This window comes from Nonomuraea sp. NPDC049486, assembly GCF_040676925.1.
Lineage (GTDB): Bacteria > Actinomycetota > Actinomycetes > Streptosporangiales > Streptosporangiaceae > Nonomuraea > Nonomuraea ferruginea.
In genome coordinates this window covers 174,596-193,599 of sequence record NZ_JBFAPV010000012.1, presented here as the reverse complement: position 1 = coordinate 193,599, position 19,004 = coordinate 174,596, and the positions used below count along the sequence as shown (strand labels likewise).

The 19,004-nt window shown below is 68.6% G+C and carries 16 protein-coding genes; 11 read left to right on the top strand and 5 right to left on the bottom strand.

All coding sequences use genetic code 11. From position 1 onward, the window contains the following. Positions 1–216: 216 nt before the first annotated feature. The gene (gene dnaA, locus AB0K05_RS31560) at positions 217–1,812 is read right to left on the bottom strand and encodes a chromosomal replication initiator protein DnaA (RefSeq protein ID WP_148035928.1); all 1,596 of its coding nucleotides are present in this window, start codon (positions 1,810–1,812) and stop codon (positions 217–219) included. A gap of 446 nt (positions 1,813–2,258) precedes the next feature. Here dnaA and rpmH point away from each other — a divergent pair, with 446 nt between their 5' ends. The 8 genes from rpmH (at position 2,259) to AB0K05_RS31520 (ending at position 7,833) form a co-directional block, all read left to right on the top strand. Beyond that, a complete protein-coding gene (rpmH, locus tag AB0K05_RS31555) occupies positions 2,259–2,396 on the top strand; it encodes a 50S ribosomal protein L34 (RefSeq protein ID WP_020547366.1) in 138 nt (45 codons plus the stop codon). 63 nt (positions 2,397–2,459) lie between these two features. Beyond that, on the top strand, positions 2,460–2,825 hold the full coding sequence (gene rnpA / locus AB0K05_RS31550; protein ID WP_148035929.1) for a ribonuclease P protein component: 366 nt from the start codon (positions 2,460–2,462) through the stop codon (positions 2,823–2,825). Further along, on the top strand, positions 2,822–3,100 hold the full coding sequence (yidD, locus tag AB0K05_RS31545) for a membrane protein insertion efficiency factor YidD (RefSeq protein ID WP_148035930.1): 279 nt from the start codon (positions 2,822–2,824) through the stop codon (positions 3,098–3,100). The genes rnpA and yidD overlap by 4 nt, the downstream gene beginning before the upstream one ends. A gap of 4 nt (positions 3,101–3,104) precedes the next feature. After that, on the top strand, positions 3,105–4,055 hold the full coding sequence (yidC, locus tag AB0K05_RS31540; protein WP_219546774.1) for a membrane protein insertase YidC: 951 nt from the start codon (positions 3,105–3,107) through the stop codon (positions 4,053–4,055). Positions 4,056–4,075: 20 nt separating this feature from the next. After that, positions 4,076–4,564: a R3H domain-containing nucleic acid-binding protein gene (locus AB0K05_RS31535; RefSeq protein WP_148035932.1), complete on the top strand. Its 489-nt coding sequence runs from the start codon at positions 4,076–4,078 to the stop codon at positions 4,562–4,564. A 250-nt stretch (positions 4,565–4,814) separates the two neighbouring features. After that, positions 4,815–5,507, top strand: coding sequence for a 16S rRNA (guanine(527)-N(7))-methyltransferase RsmG (gene rsmG / locus AB0K05_RS31530; RefSeq protein WP_148035933.1), 693 nt, complete (start codon positions 4,815–4,817; stop codon positions 5,505–5,507). A 304-nt stretch (positions 5,508–5,811) separates the two neighbouring features. Beyond that, positions 5,812–6,576, top strand: coding sequence for a ParA family protein (locus AB0K05_RS31525; protein ID WP_364234140.1), 765 nt, complete (start codon positions 5,812–5,814; stop codon positions 6,574–6,576). Positions 6,577–6,867: 291 nt separating this feature from the next. Beyond that, on the top strand, positions 6,868–7,833 hold the full coding sequence (locus tag AB0K05_RS31520; protein ID WP_271276845.1) for a ParB/RepB/Spo0J family partition protein: 966 nt from the start codon (positions 6,868–6,870) through the stop codon (positions 7,831–7,833). Between the two features lie 324 nt (positions 7,834–8,157). Here the strand turns inward: AB0K05_RS31520 and AB0K05_RS31515 are convergent, their stop codons facing one another. From AB0K05_RS31515 to AB0K05_RS31505, 3 genes are all read right to left on the bottom strand, one after another. Continuing rightward, positions 8,158–9,201, bottom strand: coding sequence for an aminotransferase class V-fold PLP-dependent enzyme (locus AB0K05_RS31515; protein WP_364233942.1), 1,044 nt, complete (start codon positions 9,199–9,201; stop codon positions 8,158–8,160). Between the two features lie 1,647 nt (positions 9,202–10,848). Further along, positions 10,849–11,820: a D-alanine--D-alanine ligase gene (locus AB0K05_RS31510; protein WP_364233940.1), complete on the bottom strand. Its 972-nt coding sequence runs from the start codon at positions 11,818–11,820 to the stop codon at positions 10,849–10,851. Between the two features lie 140 nt (positions 11,821–11,960). Further along, the gene (locus AB0K05_RS31505) at positions 11,961–13,193 is read right to left on the bottom strand and encodes a PLP-dependent aminotransferase family protein (RefSeq protein ID WP_246640482.1); all 1,233 of its coding nucleotides are present in this window, start codon (positions 13,191–13,193) and stop codon (positions 11,961–11,963) included. Between the two features lie 267 nt (positions 13,194–13,460). On the opposite strand from AB0K05_RS31505, the gene AB0K05_RS31500 reads away from it, so the two are divergent. Then, entirely contained in the window at positions 13,461–14,078 is a 618-nt protein-coding gene (locus AB0K05_RS31500) for a GNAT family N-acetyltransferase (protein ID WP_148035938.1), read from the top strand. Positions 14,079–14,114: 36 nt separating this feature from the next. Here AB0K05_RS31500 and AB0K05_RS31495 read toward each other — a convergent pair whose 3' ends face one another. Continuing rightward, entirely contained in the window at positions 14,115–15,056 is a 942-nt protein-coding gene (locus tag AB0K05_RS31495) for a LysR family transcriptional regulator (RefSeq protein ID WP_364233938.1), read from the bottom strand. Positions 15,057–15,156: 100 nt separating this feature from the next. Here AB0K05_RS31495 and dnaE point away from each other — a divergent pair, with 100 nt between their 5' ends. Both dnaE and AB0K05_RS31485 read left to right on the top strand, forming a co-directional pair. Further along, positions 15,157–18,681: a DNA polymerase III subunit alpha gene (gene dnaE, locus AB0K05_RS31490; RefSeq protein ID WP_364233936.1), complete on the top strand. Its 3,525-nt coding sequence runs from the start codon at positions 15,157–15,159 to the stop codon at positions 18,679–18,681. Then, on the top strand, positions 18,678–18,965 hold the full coding sequence (locus tag AB0K05_RS31485) for a DUF6300 family protein (protein WP_148035941.1): 288 nt from the start codon (positions 18,678–18,680) through the stop codon (positions 18,963–18,965). The genes dnaE and AB0K05_RS31485 overlap by 4 nt, the downstream gene beginning before the upstream one ends. Positions 18,966–19,004 lie beyond the last annotated feature (39 nt).

Sequence of the window (19,004 nt, the reverse complement as noted above, 5' to 3'; positions counted from 1 at the left end):
GTCCACGGGGTAAACGGGTCTTCCGTTCCGCCCTCGGAGACTGTTCACAGGCCGTCCCCAAGTCATCCACCGGTAGTCCCCAGGTTCTCCTCAGGATGTCCCCACTGTTATCCCCAGCCTCTGTGCAGGAAATTTCCGGGCATAGCGGGGCGTACGAACGGCGGCTTGGCGCGTTTCCCCTGATCCACAGCGTTTTCCACAGGGTGTGCATGACGGCTAGGACCCGCGCGACGTCTGTTTGATGCGCATTGTCAGCTCGTTGACCTGGTTGTACATCGAGCGGCGCTCCGCGATGAGCGAGCGGATCTTGCGTTCGGCGTGCATCACGGTCGTGTGGTCGCGGCCGCCGAACTGTTGCCCGATCTTCGGCAGGGACAGCTCCGTCAGCTCTCTCGCCAGATACATCGCGATCTGCCGCGCGTTCACCAGAGCCCTGCTGCGCGAGCTGCCGCACAGGTCGTCGATGCTGATGCCGAAGTATTCGGACGTCTTCGCCATGATCGTGGCGATGGTGATCTCCGGCCCCGACTCCGAGGTGATCAGGTCCTTCAGCACCACCTCGGCCAGCTGGAGATCCACACCCTGCCGGTTGAGGCTGGCGAACGCGGTGACCCTGATCAGCGCCCCCTCCAGCTCGCGGATGTTGGTGGAGATCCGGCTGGCGATGTACTCCAGCACCTCCGGCGGCGCCGCCAGGCCCTCCTGTATGGCCTTCTTCCGGAGGATCGCGATCCGCGTCTCCAGCTCGGGCGGCTGCACGTCGGTGATCAGGCCCCACTCGAACCGGTTGCGCAGCCGGTCTTCCAGCGTGATCAGCTGCTTCGGCGCCCGGTCACTGGAGATCACGATCTGCTTGTTGGCGTTGTGGAGCGTGTTGAAGGTGTGGAAGAACTCCTCCTGCGTCTGCTCCTTGCCCTCCAGGAACTGGATGTCGTCCACGAGCAGGATGTCGATCGCGCGGTAGCGGCCCCGGAAACCGTCGGCCTTGTGGTCGCGGATGCTGTTGATGAAGTCGTTGGTGAACTCCTCGGAGCTCACGTAACGCACCCGGGCGCCGTCGTACAGGCTCTGCGCGTAATGCCCGATCGCGTGGAGCAGGTGAGTTTTCCCCAGCCCCGAGTCGCCGTAGATGAACAGCGGGTTGTACGCCTTGGCCGGCGATTCGGCGACGGCCACGGCCGCGGCGTGCGCGAAGCGGTTGCTGGCGCCGATGACGAAGGTCTCGAAGGTGTATTTCTGGTTGAGCCGGGCCGGCTCGCTGGGCTTGCTGCTCTTGGCTTCCCACCGGTTCGGCGCCGGTTCCGGCGCCTTCTCCACAGGCGGTGTGTACGACGGAGCCTGGTCGAACGTGCCCGGGTCGAAAGAGAACGAAGGCTGTGGATATTCGGTGGACGGCTGGCCGGATTCCGGCTGTGGAGAATAGAACTGCGGGGGCTCGGAAACCTGGAAATGCTGGGGCGGCGCACCCTGTGGAAAACGCGGCTGGGGGTCCTGCCCCTGGGGATAACCATTACCCCCAGGCTGGGGATGAAGATCCTGCTTGGGCGGCTCGGGGGCGGTGGTGTCGATCATCACGGCCAGCCGCATGGCGCGGCCCAGCTCCTGGGACAGCGCGTGAGCCACGAGCGGGCGCAGCTTGCCCTCGATGAGGTCCTTCAGGAAGTCGTTGGGGACGCCGAGCACGATCGTGTCGTCCGCGAGAGCGATGGGGCGCACCATCCCGAGCCAGGTGCGCTGCTGTATGGGCACGTTCTCGTTGAGAAAGTTGCCCAGAGCCCTGGCCCATACCGCGCCGAGGTCGACGTTGGTCATCGGGCGTTTCCCCCTCCTTCCTATCGCGGCCCCCCGCGAGTGTTATCCACACCCAGAGGGCCACCGCCTCGCGATCAGCCCTGCCGTCCACAGCGTCGAGCCCGGGTGGGAACCCCCAGGGTCTCCACAGGAGATCCACAAGTTGTGCACAGCCCTGCTAGTGGGTCTGGAAGGGCCGACAGTATCTATGTGCACAGCTGTGTTCAAGGCGTTGTCCACAGCCTAGTGGTACCTGAGTGCACAACATGTGGACGTCGGCGGGCCGGTGGAAAAGTCGCCTGTGGATCCGTGGATGACGGTTCCGGTTTGACCTGGGGCGCTCCTGACCCGTAACGTACGACGGTCGGCTTGTCACGCGTCGGCTATTTCGCGTGCCCTCGCCTTAATGACAGGCCAGCCATGTGTGTTCAGCGCCTCGTGCGCACCCTCAAGCCTGGAGCCCACTCGTGAGCAAGCGTACTTTCCAGCCGAACAACCGTCGCCGCGCGAAGACCCACGGCTTCCGGCTGCGGATGCGCACCCGGGCCGGTCGTGCCATCCTCGCCTCTCGCCGCCGCAAGGGCCGCGAGAAGCTGTCGGCCTGATCGACCCGCGCCCGACTTTCCGCCCGCCGGTGACTTGTGCCGGCGGGCGATAGGTGTATTCCCATGCTTTCCCGGCCATCCCGCATGCGGCGGGGCGACGACTTCCAGAAGGCGATCAAGCGCGGAAATCGCGCCGGTCGCCCTACTTTGGTGATACATCTCGCCGTTTCTGGGGAAGAGACGCCTCTGGTGGGTTTCGTGGTGAGCCGGGCCGTCGGAGGCGCGGTGGTGCGCAACAAGGTCAAGCGGCGGCTCCGACACCTGATGCGCGAGCGTCTCGACCGGCTTCCGAGAGGTAGCCTGCTTGTGGTACGCGCCAACCCCCCGGCCGCGTCAGCGCGATACGAGCACCTCGCCGCCGAGCTCGACTCCACCCTGGACCGATTGCTCAGGCGGCACGAGTCCGCGATGGATGGGCAGCAGAGATGACGGAGCAGCCGCAAGGGACGCCGAGCCTCGCCGCTCGCGTGCTGATCGTCCCCATCCGGTTCTATCGGGCGTTCATCAGCCCGCTGCTCGGTCCACGCTGCCGCTTCTACCCATCGTGCAGCGCGTACGGGCTTGAGGCGATGTCCGTACACGGAGCCCTGCGCGGCACATGGTTGACTGTCCGGCGCATCGGGCGGTGCCACCCATTCCACCCCGGAGGTATAGACCCGGTGCCCCCACGCCCGGTTCGGTCTCACGAATTGCAAGGGAGATAGCTCAGTGGAGCTGTCCTGGCTGAGCTGGCTCTATGAAGCCGTAGCCTTCGTCATCACCTGGATCCATACGGGATACGCCACCTTCCTCAACCCGGACAGTGGCCTGACGTGGGCGTTGACCATCATCACGTTGACCGTGCTGATGCGGATCTGCATCTTCCCGCTCTTCCTCAAGCAGATGCGCTCGTCGAAGAAGATGCAGGAGCTCGCCCCCAAGGTGGCGGACATCCGCAAGCGCTACAAGAACGACAAACAGCGCATGAACCAAGAGGTCATGGCGCTGTACCAGGGCGCGGGCGCGAACCCGCTGGGCGGGTGCCTTCCCGTTCTGGCGCAGTTCCCGATCTTCATCGGCATGTTCACCGTGCTGCAGGCGATGGCCAGCGGCGAGCCGAAGTTCGGCATGACCCAGGAGCTGGTCGACAGCGCCGGCAAGGCGCACATCTTCGGCGCCCCGCTGCCGGCCTACTTCTTCATGCCCGAAGCGGACATGATCGCCCTGGACGCGAGCCCCGTGCAGACGCGGGTCGTGATGGCGATCTTCGTCGCGCTGAGCTCGCTGACCACCTTCCTCACCGTCCGGCAGAGCGTCACGCGATCCATGGCGCAGATGCCCGACAACCCGATGGCCCAGCAGCAGAAGATCCTCATGTGGATCTCGCCGCTGTTCGCGTTCTTCAGCCTGAACTTCCCGCTCGGCCTGATCCTCTACTGGGTCACCACCAACGTGTGGACGCTCGGCCAGCAGCACTGGTTCTACAGCCGCAACCCGATGCCGCAGTTCGACGCCAAGGGCAACGTGATCCCGGTCAAGCCCAAGCCGAGCCTGGCCCAGCGGCTGCGCGGGACGACTCCGGAAGAAGAGGCCCCCGCCCCGCCTCCTGAGCCTAAGATCGTCAGGAACCAGCCCAGCCGCCAGAGCCGCAGCAAGCGCACCGGCAGCAAGAAGTCGTGATTACGAAGGAGAGGCCGGTCATGACCGAGGCCGAGCAGGAGAAAGCTCCTGATCTCAACGCGCTGGAGCAGGAAGGCGAGATCGCGGCCGACTACGTCGAAGGCCTTCTCGACATCGCCGACATCGACGGCGACATCGACATGGACGTCGAGGGAGACCGCGCGATGGTCTCCGTCGTCGGCATCAAGAGCAACGAGCTGGTCGGCCCCGACGGCGAGGTGCTGGAGGCGCTGCAGGAGCTCACCCGGCTGGCCGTCCACAGGCAGACGGGGGAGCGGTCGCGCCTCATGCTCGACGTCGCCGGCTACCGCGAGCGCCGCCGCGCGGAGCTCACCAAGCTCGGCACCGAGGTCGCCGACCAGGTCAAGGATCACGGTGAGCCCAGGGCTCTGGAGCCGATGACCCCCTTCGAACGCAAGATCGTTCACGACGCGGTGGCGGCCGCCGGCCTCCGCAGCGAGTCCGAGGGCGAGGAGCCCAACCGCTACGTCGTGGTCATGCCCGCCTGACCACTCCTCTGGCATCCCGGCCGCCGGCCCGCCTTCGGGCGCCGGCGGCCGCTCGCGTTTCCGGGCCTCTCCCAGGAGCTTTCAGGGGTACGAGCGAGCATCCATTCTGTCCACAGCCTTATCCACAGACCCCCTCCCCAGCTGCGCTTCCGCATTGTGGAAAAGTCGGCGCGGCGCGCTCTGGGGTTCCGTTCAGGCAGGGCCGATAGTCTTCGGTGAGATCGCCTGCCCAGCCTAGAAACCGTCACCCATGAGAAAGGGCCACCAAGCAGTGAGCGACGAGCTGCCGCCTCCGCCGGACATCGCGCGGGACGTGTTCACCGGCGACGCCTGGGACCGCGCCCAGGAGTTCGCCGGACTGCTCGCCGGCCCCGGGGTGGTGCGAGGGCTGCTCGGCCCGCGCGAGGTGCCGCGGATCTGGGACCGTCACCTGCTCAACTGCGCCGTCGTCGCGGAGGCCGTGCCTCATGACGCCCGCCTGGTCGACATCGGCTCCGGTGCGGGCCTGCCCGGGCTGGTGCTGGCCATCGTCCGGCCGGATCTCACGGTCACCCTGCTGGAGCCGCTGCTCCGCCGTACCGTGTTCCTGGAGGAGTGCGTCGAGGCGCTCAAGCTCGACAACGTCGAGGTGCTGCGCGGCCGCGCCGAGGAGCTGAAGGGCAAGCGGGAGTTCGACGTCGCGAGCGCCCGCGCCGTCGCGCCGCTCGATCGGCTGCTCACCTGGGCGATGCCGCTGCTGCGTGAGGGCGGCGAGCTCATCGCCATGAAGGGGGAGCGGGCCGCCGAGGAGCTCGCCGAGGCGGAGCCGCGACTCAAGGCCGTCGGCGCCCTCACGGCCGAGCTTGTGACCGTGGGGCACGGTAAGGTCGAGCCGCCTGCAACACTGGTGCGAGTCGTAGCGGGTCGCGCGCCGGAGCAGAAAAGGCGGCGACGAAGGAGGTGACGGCATGCCAGTCGCGCAATGCGGTCTGGGCTGGCCGGACAGGCCTCTGTCCGAGAATCCCACCGGGGTTGGCTGGCCCGAAACGGGCGTGTCCCGACAGCGAATCCCCGTCACCGATACGCCACGGGTTGAAAGGATGGCCATCGTGACCCAGACCCCCCTGAACCCAGGTGATTCGCCGTTGGTACGAGAGGCGCTCAACTCAGTGGTTTCACGTGAAACACCGGCCGCACAGTTGCCCGCCCAGGCGGGTGATCTCCCCTTGGGCGACAGTGACGCCTGGCCCAAGCCGGCGAAGACCCGGATGATCGCGGTGGCGAACCAGAAGGGTGGCGTCGGCAAGACCACGACCTCGGTGAACATCGCGGCCGCGCTGTCGATGAAGGGCGAGCGCGTGCTGGTGGTCGACCTGGACCCGCAGGGCAACGCGTCCACCGCGCTGGCCACCGAGCACCGTGGTGACGTGCCGGATGTCTATCAGGTGCTGGTCGACGACCTGCCGATGGCGGACATCGTCAAGCAGGTCCCCGACATGCCCAACCTCTACTGCGCCCCCGCCACCATCGACCTGGCCGGCGCGGAGATCGAGCTCGTCTCCCTGGTGGCTCGGGAGGCGCGGCTGCGCCGGGCGCTGGCCGCGTACGACTCCATGGACTTCGACTACATCATCATCGACTGCCCGCCGTCGCTCGGCCTGCTCACGGTCAACGCCCTGGTCGCGGCGGACGAGGTGATGATCCCGATCCAGTGCGAGTACTACGCGCTGGAAGGTCTCGGGCAGCTCCTCAGGAACGTCGACCTCATCAAGGTCCACCTCAACCCGACGCTCCGCCTGTCCACGATCGTCCTCACCATGTACGACGGCCGCACCCGGCTGGCTTCACAGGTGGCGGAGGAGGTCCGGGCGCACTTCGGGGACACGGTGCTCAACACGCTGATCCCGCGTAGCGTCCGCCTCTCGGAGGCGCCCAGCTACGGGCAGTCGGTGATGACGTACGATCCGGGCTCCAGCGGCGCGATGGCCTACATGGACGCCGCCAGGGAGATCGCCCACCGCGCGTTGGTGTGATCTCTCTGGGTCACGACGGGACGGTGCCCTTTCGACGGCAGCGACCAGCGGCTCAACGGCAGTGGCCAGAGGCTCAGCAGCCGCCGAGCACCTGATGAGGGTCGGCCGCCTGAGCTGATTGAGTCGTGCATGCCCGCTGTGCCCCCTCTCGGGGGTTCTGGCATCGGGTGTGTTCAGGGCATGGTGGTGTAAATCCGGTGGGACGGTGTGTAGAGGCGGCCCTGGCCGGGGCAGGCAACGGTAACCTCTCCTGGAGTGACCGGAATCGGTTCGGGTGGATGAGGAGACGCAGTGAGCCAGCAGCGGCGGGGATTGGGCAAGGGGCTGGGGGCGCTCATTCCGACCGGTCCCATTGTCGACGGCGCGGGGACGGTGCCCCCTGCCAACGGTTCGGCGGCGCCGGAGGCCGGGCCGAAACCCGTCGCCGGGGCGTACTTCAAGGAAGTCGCCGTCTCCGCGATCGTGCCGAACCCGCGCCAGCCGCGTGAGGTGTTCGACGACGAACGCCTTCTGGAGCTGGAGGCGTCGATCCGCGAGGTCGGTCTCCTGCAGCCCGTGGTGGTGCGCCCGGTGGGTGGCGGACAGTACGAGCTCATCATGGGGGAGCGGCGGCTGCGGGCCTGCAAGATGGCGGGCCTGCAGGAGATTCCGGCGATCGTCCGCAACACCCGTGACACCGACCTCCTCCGCGACGCCCTGATCGAGAACCTCCAGCGGGAGCAGCTCAACCCGCTGGAAGAGGCCGCCGCCTACCAGCAACTCCTCGACGACTTCGATGCAACCCACGACCAGCTCGCCCAGAAGGTCGGTCGTTCCCGCTCACACATCACCAACACCCTCCGCCTGCTCAACCTCCCGCCGGAAGTTCAGCTCAAGGTCGCGGCCGGCTCCATCACGGCCGGTCACGGGCGCGCTCTGCTCGGCCTCTCCACACCGGAGGAGATGATCCTGCTCGCCAAGCGCATCAGCGCCGAGCTGCTCTCGGTGCGCGCGGTGGAGGAGATCGTCGCCCTCGGCAGCGCCCAGGCCGCACCGGCCAAGCCTGTCCGTGAACGCCAGGCCGGCAAGCCCACCGCCCCGGGCCTCTCCCATCTCGCGGACCGGCTCTCTGATCACTTCGAGACCAAGGTGAAGGTCGACCTCGGGCGCCGGAAGGGGCGCATCGTGGTGGAGTTCGCCACGATCGACGACCTTGAGCGCATCATCGGCACCATGGCGCCTGAGGCGGCCCGTGCCATGCGGGAGGCCGGGGAGTAGTTCCGGTTCAAGTCCTCGGTTTCACGTGAAGCGTCCGCCGACTGCCCACGCCCCGTGTTTCACGTGAAACACGGGGCTTCTTGTTGGCGGCGCTGTGGGCTTTCGCTCCTCGTGTCGTGGTGAAGGTCCTTGCCTATGGCTCATGGCTCTCCATCTGGGGAGGGCTTGGGGGCGTGTTTCACGTGAAACGTAGGGCTTGGTGTTTCTGGCGCTGTGAGACTGCCTGTCTCGTGGCGGCGGTGAGCGTCCTTGCCCATGGCCCGTGACTCTCCCCGCCCGGCGAGGGCGCCCAGGACGTGTTTCACGTGAAACACGGGTGGGGTGTTACGCGGTGGCTGCCTTGCGGATGGCGTCGAGGAAGTCGTCGACATGTTCCGGTGTCGTGTCGAAGGCGGTCATCCAGCGGACGACGCCTGCCGTCTCGTCCCAGAAGTGGAAGAGATAGCGGCGCTTGAGCGCGGTGGCGACGTGGATGGGGAGCCGCGCGAAGACGGCGTTGGACTCGACGGGATACTCCAGGGTGACGCCGGGGACGTCGGCGAGGCCGTTCGCCAGGCGGAGGGCCATGGCGTTGGCGTGGGCCGCGTTCTGCCGCCACAGGTCGTCGGTGAGAAGCGCGCTGAGCTGAGCCGAGATGAAGCGCATCTTCGAAGCGAGCTGGAGCGACTGGCGGCGCAGGAACGGGACGGAGTCGGCGAGGGACGGATCCAGGACGACGACCGCTTCGGCGGCCAGCGCGCCGTTCTTGGTGCCGCCGAAGCTGAAGACGTCCACGCCCACCGCCGTGGTGATCGCGTCGAGGCCGCACCCGCGATGGGCCGCCGCGTTGGCCAGCCGGGCGCCGTCGACGTGCAGGCGCATGCCGGCGGCGTGGGCGGTCTCGGCCAGGGCGGCGATCTCGTCGGGGGAGTAGCAGGTGCCGAGTTCGGTGACCTGGGAGATGGAGACGACGCGCGGCTGGGGCTGGTGGTGGTCGCCCAGCACGGACAGCCGGGAGGTGATGTCACCAGGGCGGAGCTTGCCGTCCGGAGTCGGGACGGTCATGAGCTTCACGCCGAGGATGCGTTCCGTAGCACCGGTCTCGTGGGTGGCGATGTGGGCGGTGTCGGGGCAGATGATCGCGTCATAGCGGCCGAGCATGAGGGCCAGGCCGACCATGTTCGCGCCCGCGCCGTTGAGCACGGCGAAACCCTCGGCATGAGAGCCGAACACGTCCTTGACGCGCTGCTCGAACGCCCCCGTCCAGGTGTCGCCGCCGTATGCGGGTGCGTCGCCCTGATTGGCGGCGGCCATGGCTTCGAGGATGGCTGGATGGACGCCGGCGTGGTTGTCGCTGGCGAAGCTCTTCGGGTAGGTCGGCTCGATCACACGCCAAGGCTACTTACGAAAGAGACGCCCCTTCGTACGAGATCCGTCGCATCCGATCGAGGATGGCCGCACCCGCATCCAGGAACGAGCACGCCGACGACCGGCGACCTGAGCGACATCGAGAAAGCCGCCCAACGCGCTACCCCGGACCACGGCAACCGGCGATTCCCACAGGCGTGACCCCAGCACCTCGGCGGACAGCAAATCAGAAGGGACACACTCCCACGCCCTCGACGCGAGTTCCGGCTTCGATAGGAGGCGAGTCTCAGGCAGGAGAGCCACTACGGTCGGGTCGGTGGCAGGCGCTGTACCTGGACCTCGGCGAGGGCGAGTCCAGTAGAAGGCGGTGGTGCTTACGACGGGGAGGCATTCCCACAGACTCGGCAGAGGACGCTGCTCCCGCTCTTGGAGAGGACGAGTCCAGTAGGAGGCGCTGCGCCTCAATCCCGGTGGTTGGGCGCGCATGACGAGGCGCCACCACGCCCTTCAGCGGGGGCGTCCCAGCTCGGCGCGGCGCATCGGGCGGGAGAGCCCCACGGCCCCTGTGCGGCGGGGTCGACGCTAGGAGTTGCTCCCGGCCTTGGCGGGTGGTGCGTCTGGCGGGAGGCATTCCTACGGACTTCGGCGGAGGGCGCTGCCCCCGGCTCTCGGAGAGGGCGGCGAGTTCCGTGGGAGGTCCTTCCTTGAACCTTGGCGAGTGCGGCGGGACGCGCTCCGACGCTCCTCGGGGCGAGGCCCGCATCGGCGGGTGGCGACTCCATGAAACCCGGCATGGCCGGGGCATGGCAGGAGTTGTTCTCGACCTCGGCGAGCGCGAGCCTCGCAGGAGGCGCTCCTACGCCTCTCGATGGAAGGTAAGGACCGGCTTCGGTGAGTGGCGACTCCCGAGAGGGGAGATGCTTGCTGAGGCTGCGTAGGAGAACAGCGGGAGGCGCTGCTTTCGACCTCGGCGTGTTGCGCATCGGACGGGATCGTCCCATGGACGTTGGTGTGGCGACCTCGGCGTGTGGCGCGTCCGGCGGGAGGCGCTCCCACAGACCTTGGCGGAGGGCGCTGCTCTCGACTTCAGCGGTCGTGTGCGATGGGACGCTCCGACGCTTCTCGGGGCAGCTCACAGCTTCGGCGGATGGCCAGTCCTTCGCGGGAGGGCTCCATGGACTCCTAATGGGAGGAGTTGTTCTCGACCTTGGCGAGGGCGGGTCCCGTAGGAGGCACTTCTACGCCTCTCGGTGGGAGGCAAGTTCCCGCTTCGGTGGTTGGCGACTCCTGAGGAGGCGAAGCTCCGTGAGATATCGGCGTGGAAGACAGCGGGAAGTGCTGCTCCCGATCTCGGCGTGTGGCGCGTCCGGCGGGAGGCGCTCCCACAGACCTTGGCGGAGGGCGCTGCTCTCGACTTCAGCGGTCGTGTGCGATGGGACGCTCCGACGCTTCTCGGGGCAGCTCACAGCTTCGGCGGACGGCGAGTCCCCTGCGGGAGGGCTCCATGGATTCCGACGTGGCTGGGTTGACGGGAGGCGCTGCGATCGACCTCGGCGGGATGCGCTCCTGCACCCCTCAGGACGAGTCCGAGTTCGGCTGAGAACCTCGCGTGGCCGGTGGAGACAGTCCTCCCGACCTCAGGGGGGAAGCGCGTCCTGGGGAGGGAAGTCAGAGGGTGGAGAGGTTGGGGCGGGGGCGGGAGGCGGCGTTCTGGAGGAGGGCGCGGCAGAGGTCGCCGAGGTCCTGGCCGGCCGCTTCCGCCGCCATAGGCAAGAGGGAGGTCTCCGTCATGCCGGGTGCGACGTTCACCTCCAGGAAGTGGGGGGTGTCGGTGGCGTCGACGATGAGGTCGGTGCGGGAGATGTCGCGCAGGCCGAGCGCCGTGTGGGCCGTTACGGCGGTTTCGGCGCAGGCCGCCGCCGCGGCGGGGGACAGGCGGGCGGGGGCGAAGAACTCCGTGTGGCCGGCCGTGTAGCGGGCGGCGTAGTCGTACACGCCCTCGTCGGGGACGATCTCCACGGCCGGGAGGGCGACGGGGCCCTGGCCCAGGTCGACGACCGAGACCGCGACCTCGATGCCCTCGACGTACCGCTCGATCAGCGCGGTGTCGCCGTAGGCGAAGCAGCCGACCATCGCGGCCGGGAGCTCCTCGGCGGTGCGGACGATGGAGGCGCCCAGGGCGGAGCCGCCGCGGGCGGGCTTGACGAACAGGGGGAGGCCGAGCTGGTCGACGATGCGGCCGAGCACGGCCGTCGCGCCGAGGTCGTGGAACGTCTCCTTGGGCAGCGTGATCGAGGCGGGCGTGCGCAGGCCGACCGAGCGGACGACGGCCTTGGCCGTGGGCTTGTCGAAGGCGACCCGGCACGCGTCGGGGTCGGCTCCCACGTACGGCACGTTGAGGAGCTCCAGCACCGAGCGGATCGCGCCGTCTTCGCCGGCTCCGCCGTGGAGCGTCACGAACACGGCGTCGGGCGGGTCGGCCAGGATCGACGGCACCAGCGACGCGTCCGTGTCGCGGGCCTCCACGTCGATGCCCGCCGCCCTGAGCACCTCGCTCACCCGGCGGCCGGAGCGCAGGGAGACTTCACGCTCGTAGGAAAGGCCGCCGGCCAGCACGAGCACGTGGCCCAGGTCGCTCATCTCTTCTCCTCGCTGATCGCCCGAGGTCCAACCGTACCGGCGGAGAAGGGGCGGTGGCGTACGACGGGCGTGGTTCACGCCGGCCGGGTGGAACGGCGAACGACCGGCGTCCGCGCGGACGCCGGTCGTTCGTGAGGTGGTCAGGCCAGGTCGGGGCCGGGCGTGTCCACGCCGGGGTGGTCCCGGGTGGAGCCGGTGCCGAACGTGTCGCGCAGCTGCATCTCCTGCTCGATGACGCCCGCCAGACGGCGGACGCCCTCCCGGATGCGGTGCGGCTCCGGATAGCAGAACGACAGCCGCATGTGGCGGGCGCCGCTGCCGTCGGAGAAGAACCCGGTGCCCGGGACGAACGCCACCCGCTCGGCCACCGCGCGGGGCAGGATCGCCTTCGAGTCGAGCCCTTCGGGAAGCGTCGCCCAGACGAAGAACCCGCCCGCGGGCCGTGTCCAGGTGACCTCCGGAGGCATCAGCGACTCCAGGGCGTCGAGCATGGCGTCGCGGCGCTCGCGGTAGAGCTCCTTGAACGTCTTGATCTGCTCGCGCCACGGCTGCGTGGCGAGGTACTGGCCGACGGCCAGCTGGGTGAACGACGAGTGGGACAGCACGGCCGACTCCATGGCGAGCACGAGCTTGTCGCGGACGGCGTGCGGGGCGAGCGCCCAGCCGACGCGGAAGCCCGGGGCGAGCGTCTTGGAGAACGACCCGAGGTAGACCACCCCGTCGGGGTTGTCCGCGCGCAGCGCGCGCATCGGCTCGCCGTCGAAACCGAGCAGCCCGTACGGGTTGTCCTCGACGATGAGCACCCCGGCGCGCTGGCAGATGTCGAGCACCTGCTGGCGCCGCGCGGTGTTGAGCGTGACGCCGCCGGGGTTGTGGAAGGTCGGGATCGTGTACAGGAACTTGATCGGAGCTCCCGCCGTTTCCAGGGCGTAGATGGTCTGGGCGAGGGATTCGGGCAGGATGCCCTGATCGTCCATGGCGATATGCACCACTTTGGCCTGGTATGCGGCGAAGGTGCCGAGGGCGCCCACGTACGAGGGGCCCTCCGCCAGGACCACATCACCCGGATCGATGAAGATCCGGGTGATCAGGTCGAGTGCCTGCTGTGAGCCGACGGTGACGACCACGTCGTTGCCGCCGGCCTGAATCCCTTCCAGCGCCATGACCTCGCAGATCTGCTCGCGCAGATGCGGGTCGCCCTGGCCGGAGCCGTACTGGAGCGCTACGGGCCCGCGCCTGGTCACGAGATCCGAGACCAGCTCGCCGACCATGTCGAGGGGAAGCGCCGTGACGTACGGCATGCCGCCCGCGAGCGAGACCACCTCGGGCCTCGACGCGACGGCGAAGAGAGCTCGGATCTCGGAGGCGACCATCCCGGTAGCTCGCGCGGCGTACCGGTCGACGTAGGCGTCGATGCGCGACCCTTGGGTCGCGGGCGTCTGACCGTGATCCTGCTCTTCTGTCACGGCCCACCTCCTAGGTGTATATCGATCCGAGACTCCAGGTTACGCCAGCCGGACATGTCGCCCATGACGGGGCGGTACGGCCGTGGTGACCGCTGGCGAGACCGTCACTGGGCTACGATGCCAGGTGGGGACGCGGTTTTCCGCGCTTTTCCGGGTCTACGATTGGGGCCGTAGTTGTCGCGTCGGCTGGTCAATATCACCCTGGACAATCTGGAAGATCTTCCAAGGCGCTGCCGCCAGTGTGTTTTCTGGGAGCTCGACCCTGTCAGCGGAGAGCGGGCGGTGAAGTCGGGTGACCCGGGGCTGGAGAAGGAGGCCTGGATCTCCGGCACGCTCCTCGAATGGGGGAGCTGCGGGAAGATCGTCTATGTCGACGGGGTGCCTGCGGGGTTCGTGCTCTACAGCCCCCCGCTCTACAGCCCGCGTTCGGTGGCCTTCCCCACGTCCCCGGTCAGCGCCGACGCCGTGCTGCTGATGACGGCCCATATCGTGCAGGAGTTCTCCGGCGGCGGGCTGGGGCGGATGCTCATCCAGGGCGTGGCCAAGGACCTCACGCGCCGGGGGGTCAAGGCGATCGAGGCATTCGGGGACCTCAAATGGGAGGAGCCGAGTTGCGTGGTTCCTGCTGAATATTTGCTTTCCGTAGGCTTTAAAACTGTTCGTCCGCATTTGCGATTTCCGCGGCTACGGCTGGAGCTGAAAACCGCCGTGTCCTGGCGCGAGGACGTCGAGGTCGCCCTGGAACGTCTCCTGGGCTCCATGAGCCCCGAACGCGCCCTTCGCCCGGTCTGACCCCAGTCTGCCCCCGCCCGCCCTCGTACGGGCCCGTCAGCGCCCTCCTGCGGCCAGGGCGGCGCGGTCGGCGTCCGGCACCCACTGGCGCCGCGGGTCGAGCGGCCGGAACCCCTCGGACACGAAGTCGACGAGCGAGGCCAGCACCGGGTGGTGGTTCTGCCGGTGGTAGAGCAGCGAGCACGGGTAGACGGGGACGGGGTCGACGACCGGGATCTGCACGACACCGGCATGCCAGGGCAGGCGGCAGCCCTCGCCGACGAACCCGAGGCGTTCGCCCGTGGCGATGTCGGCCACGAAGTGCTCCCAGCCGAAGTCCGGCCCCGTCGCGTCGATCCGGAGGTCGAACGCGGCGCCGAGGAGGCCGTAGAACTCGGCCCACTCGCTGCCGGGGGCGTTGCCGGGCATCCACACGGTCGATCCCGAGAGCCGTGACACCTCCACCGCGCGCCGGTCGGCCAGCGGGTGGTCGCGGCTGATCAGCAGGTGCACCGGATCGAAGTAGGCCGGCACGTGCTGGAGGTCCTCCTCCAGCGTCCCGCTGACGCGGACGAAGGCGGCGTCGACGGATCCCCTGGTGAGCGTGCCGCGGGCCGACCTGAGGCCGTTCGAGGTGGTGACGTCGATGTGCACATCCTCGGCCGTACTGTGGAACGCCCTGACCAGCTCGACCGAGGCCAGCCTGGTGTCCAGGACGTCGACCCGGAGCGGGCGGAAGCGGCCGCGCAGCACGCCGAGCGCCTGGTCCGCGAGGCCGACGAGGCTGCGGGCGTAGTGCAGGAACGCCCGGCCGTCCTCGGTGAGGGCGGCCCCGTTGCGTGAGCGGTAGAACAACCGCACGCCGAGGTCGGACTCCAGCTTGGCGATCCGCTTGGAGACGGCCTGCTGGCTGATCTCCAGCCGGGTGGCGGCCTCGCTGAAGGAGTGGTCCTCGGTGACGGCGACGAAGGCCCGGACCGTGCCGAGGTCCAGGTCCACAACCGGTGGATGTGGGGGATCGGCGTGTCGATTGTTGGACAACCGGGCCGCCTCTCGGGTCGAATGCTCGGGTTCGCGAGCGAGCCTACAACTGGGAGACGTGGTGTCCTTCGTCCATCTGCATGTGCATACGGAGTACAGCATGCTCGACGGCGCAGCCAAGGTCGGCCTGCTGATGGACGAGGTCGCCCGCCAGGAGATGCCCGCCGTGGCGATGAGCGACCACGGCAACGTGCACGGTGCGTACGAGTTCTTCCGGACGGCGCGCAAGGCCGGAGTCAAACCCATCATCGGCATCGAGGCCTACGTCGCCCCGGAGTCGCGGCTCCACCGGAAGCCGGTGTACTACAGCGACAACCTCGCGCTGCGCCGGTCCGACGACGAGACCGGCGAGGGCGGCGACGTCTCCGGGCGCGGCCTCTACACGCACATGACCATGTGGGCGACCGGCGCGCAGGGGCTGCGTAACCTGTTCCGCCTCCAGTCACGGGCCTGGCTGGAGGGGCATGTCCAGAAATATCCGCGTATGGATGATGAACTGCTGGCCGAACACGCCCCCGGCATCATCGCCACCACTGGCTGCCCCTCCGGCCAGGTGCAGACCAGGCTCCGCCTCGGCCAGTACGACCAGGCCGTCGAGGCCGCCGCGCGCTACCGCGACCTCTTCGGCCCCGGCAACTACTTCCTGGAGCTGATGGACCACGGCCTGGCCATCGAGCGCCGGGTCAGGGACGACCTCCTGCGCCTCGGCAAGCGGCTCGGACTGCCGCCCCTGGCCACCAACGACTCCCACTACGTCACGGAGGACCAGGCCGGAGCCCATGACGCGCTCCTGTGCGTGGGCACGGGCAAGCGCCTGGCCGACGCCGACCGCTTCCGGTTCTCCGGCAGCGGCTACTTCATCAAGTCTCCCGCCCGGATGCGCGCGCTCTGGGACGCCGAGGTGCCCGGCGCCTGCGACAACACCCTGCTGATCGCCGAGCGGGTCGGCGACTACGACGAGGTGTTCGCGCACCGCGATCTGACGCCGCGCTTCCCCGTACCCGAGGGCGAGACCGAGTCGAGCTGGCTGCGCGCGGAGACGCTCGACGGGGCGCGCCGCCGCTACGGCGGCGATCCGCCGCGGGAGGTGCTCGACCGCATCGACTACGAGCTGTCCGTCATCGACGCGATGGGGTTCCCCGGCTACTTCCTGGTCGTGGCCGACATCTGCCGGTACGCGCGCGAGAACGGCATCGGCCTGGGCCCCGGCCGCGGCTCCGCCACGGGCTCGATGGTCGCCTACTGCACGGGCATCACCCAGCTCGACCCGATCGAGCACCGGCTCATCTTCGAACGCTTCCTCAACCCCGAACGCGTCACCATGCCCGACGTCGACCTGGACTTCGACGACCGGAGGCGGGACGAGATGATCGACTACGTCACGCGCAGGTACGGCGACGACCGGGTCTGCCAGATCGTCACCTTCAGCACCATCAAGGCCAAGGCCGCCATCAAGGACTCCTGCCGGGTGCTCGGCCTGCCCTACGCGCTGGGCGACCGCATCACCAAGGCGTTCCCCGCGGCGGACGGCGGCAAGGAGATCCCGCTGGCCGCCATCCACGACGCCGCCCACCCCAGGCACGGCGAGGCGAGCGAGCTGCGTCAGATGTACGAGCGGGACCCCGACGTCAAGCGGGTGATCGACACCGCGGCCGGCATCGAGGGCCTCACCCGGGGCACCGGCGTGCACGCCGCGGGCGTGATCCTCTCCAGCGAGCCGCTGATCGACGTGCTCCCATTGGTCAAGCCCAAGGCCGGCGGCCCGGTCATCACCGGTTTCCCGTTCACCCAGGCCGAGGACATGGGCCTGCTGAAGATGGACTTCCTCGGCCTGCGCAACCTCACCGTCATCGGCGACGCCATCGCGGGTGTCCGCGCCAACAAGGGCGTCGACCTCGACATCCTGGACATCCCGCTCGACGACCCGACCACGTACGAGCTGCTGGCGCGCGGCGACACGCTCGGCGTCTTCCAGCTCGACAGCGGCGGCATGCGGGTCCTGCTGAGGCTGATGCGGCCCACCACGTTCACCGACATCGCCGCGGTGAACGCGCTCTACCGGCCCGGCCCGATGGAGATGAACGCCCACACCAACTACGCGCTGCGCAAGACCGGCAGGCAGCCCGTCGAGCCCATCCACCCGGAGCTGGAACAGGCGCTGGAGCCCATCCTGGGCGACACCTACCACCTGGTCGTCTTCCAGGAACAGGTGATGGCCATCGCCCAGCAGCTGGCCGGCTACTCCCTCGGCGCCGCCGACATGCTGCGCCGGGCCATGGGCAAGAAGAAGAAGGAGGTCCTGGACGCCGAGTGGGACCGCTTCTCCGCCGGGATGCGCGAGCGCGGCTTCTCCGCCGAGGCGATCGGCGCGGTCTGGGACGTGCTGGTCCCGTTCAGCGGCTACGGCTTCAACAAGTCGCACACCGCCGGATACGGCCTGGTCTCCTACTGGACCGCCTACCTCAAGGCCAACCACCCGCAGGAGTATCTGGCGGCGCTGCTCACCTCGGTCGGCGACGACAAGGACAAGATGGCCGTCTATCTGGCCGACTGCCGTCGCCTGGGCATCAGGGTGCTGCCTCCCGACGTCAACGCCAGCCGGCTGGACTTCGCCGCCGTCGGCTCCGACATCCGCTTCGGCCTGGGCGCCGTCCGCAACGTCGGCGCCGGCGCCGTGGACGCCATCGTCACCACCAGGGAGACCGCGGGCCGCTACGCCTGCTTCAACGACTTCCTCGCCAAGGTCCCCTCTGTGGTCTGCAACAAGCGGGTCATCGAGTCACTGGCCAAGGCGGGGGCCTTCGACAGCCTGGGCCATCACCGCAAGGCCCTGGTCGCGGTGCACGAGCAGGCCGTCGACCTGGTCGCCGACGTCAAGCGGAACGAGGCGCGCGGTCAGGACTCGCTCTTCGGCGAGCACACCGAGCAGGGCGAGGGGTTCTCCGTCGTGATCCCCGAAGGCGAGTGGGACCAGGCCACGCTGCTGACCTTCGAGCGCGAGATGCTCGGGCTGTACGTCTCCAGCCACCCGCTCGACGGCGCCGAGCACATCCTCGACGCCAACCGCGACACCACGATCGCCGACCTGCTGGCCTCCGGACGGCAGGACGCCGCGGCCCGGGTCAGCGGCATCGTCTCCGGCCTGCAGCGCAAGGTCACCAAGCAGGGCAGCCCGTGGGCGATCGTCACCCTGGAGGACCACGATGCCTCCGTAGAGTGCCTCGTCTTCCCCAAGACCTACATCCTGTACGGGGAGGCGCTGGCCCAGGACCGGGTGATCTCCGTACGCGGACGGGTCAACGTGCGCGACGAGACGACGAGCGTCTACGCCGAGGAGATCGCCGTCCTGGACGTCACCCGGGCGGACGCCGAGCCGCCCGTGGTGATCTCGGTCAGGGAGAACCAGCTGAACCCGCGACTCGTCCGGGAGTTCAAGCACATCCTGACCACCCATCCCGGCAGAGCTCCCGTGCACGTGCGGGTCGGGGCCGTGCTGCTGGACCTCCGCCCGTTCCGGGTCGCCGCCGAGCCGGCGTTCTACGGCGACGTCAAGGCGCTGCTCGGCGCCGGCGCGTTCGCATGACCCCGGCGTGCCCGAGGTGCCGCACCGGCGACGTCCTCGCCGTCCTGCGCCTGCCCCACATCTGGACGAACGCCTCGGGGAACGAGGTCCGGGGCATCAGCGAGGTGCTCCTGTGCGCCCGCTGCGACGCGGGCGACCCTCTCGTCGCGTCCTTCACTCCTCCGTACGATCCGGACCGGTTCGTACGGGCACTGCTGGGGAAGGCCGCCGGAGCGCGGCCGCCGGAACCGGACGAGCACGCGCTGAGAGCCGAGGCCGAGGCCTGGTATCGAGGCGAGCTGTGAACGCGAGAGCCCTCCGCCACGCGGCGGAGGGCTCTCGGC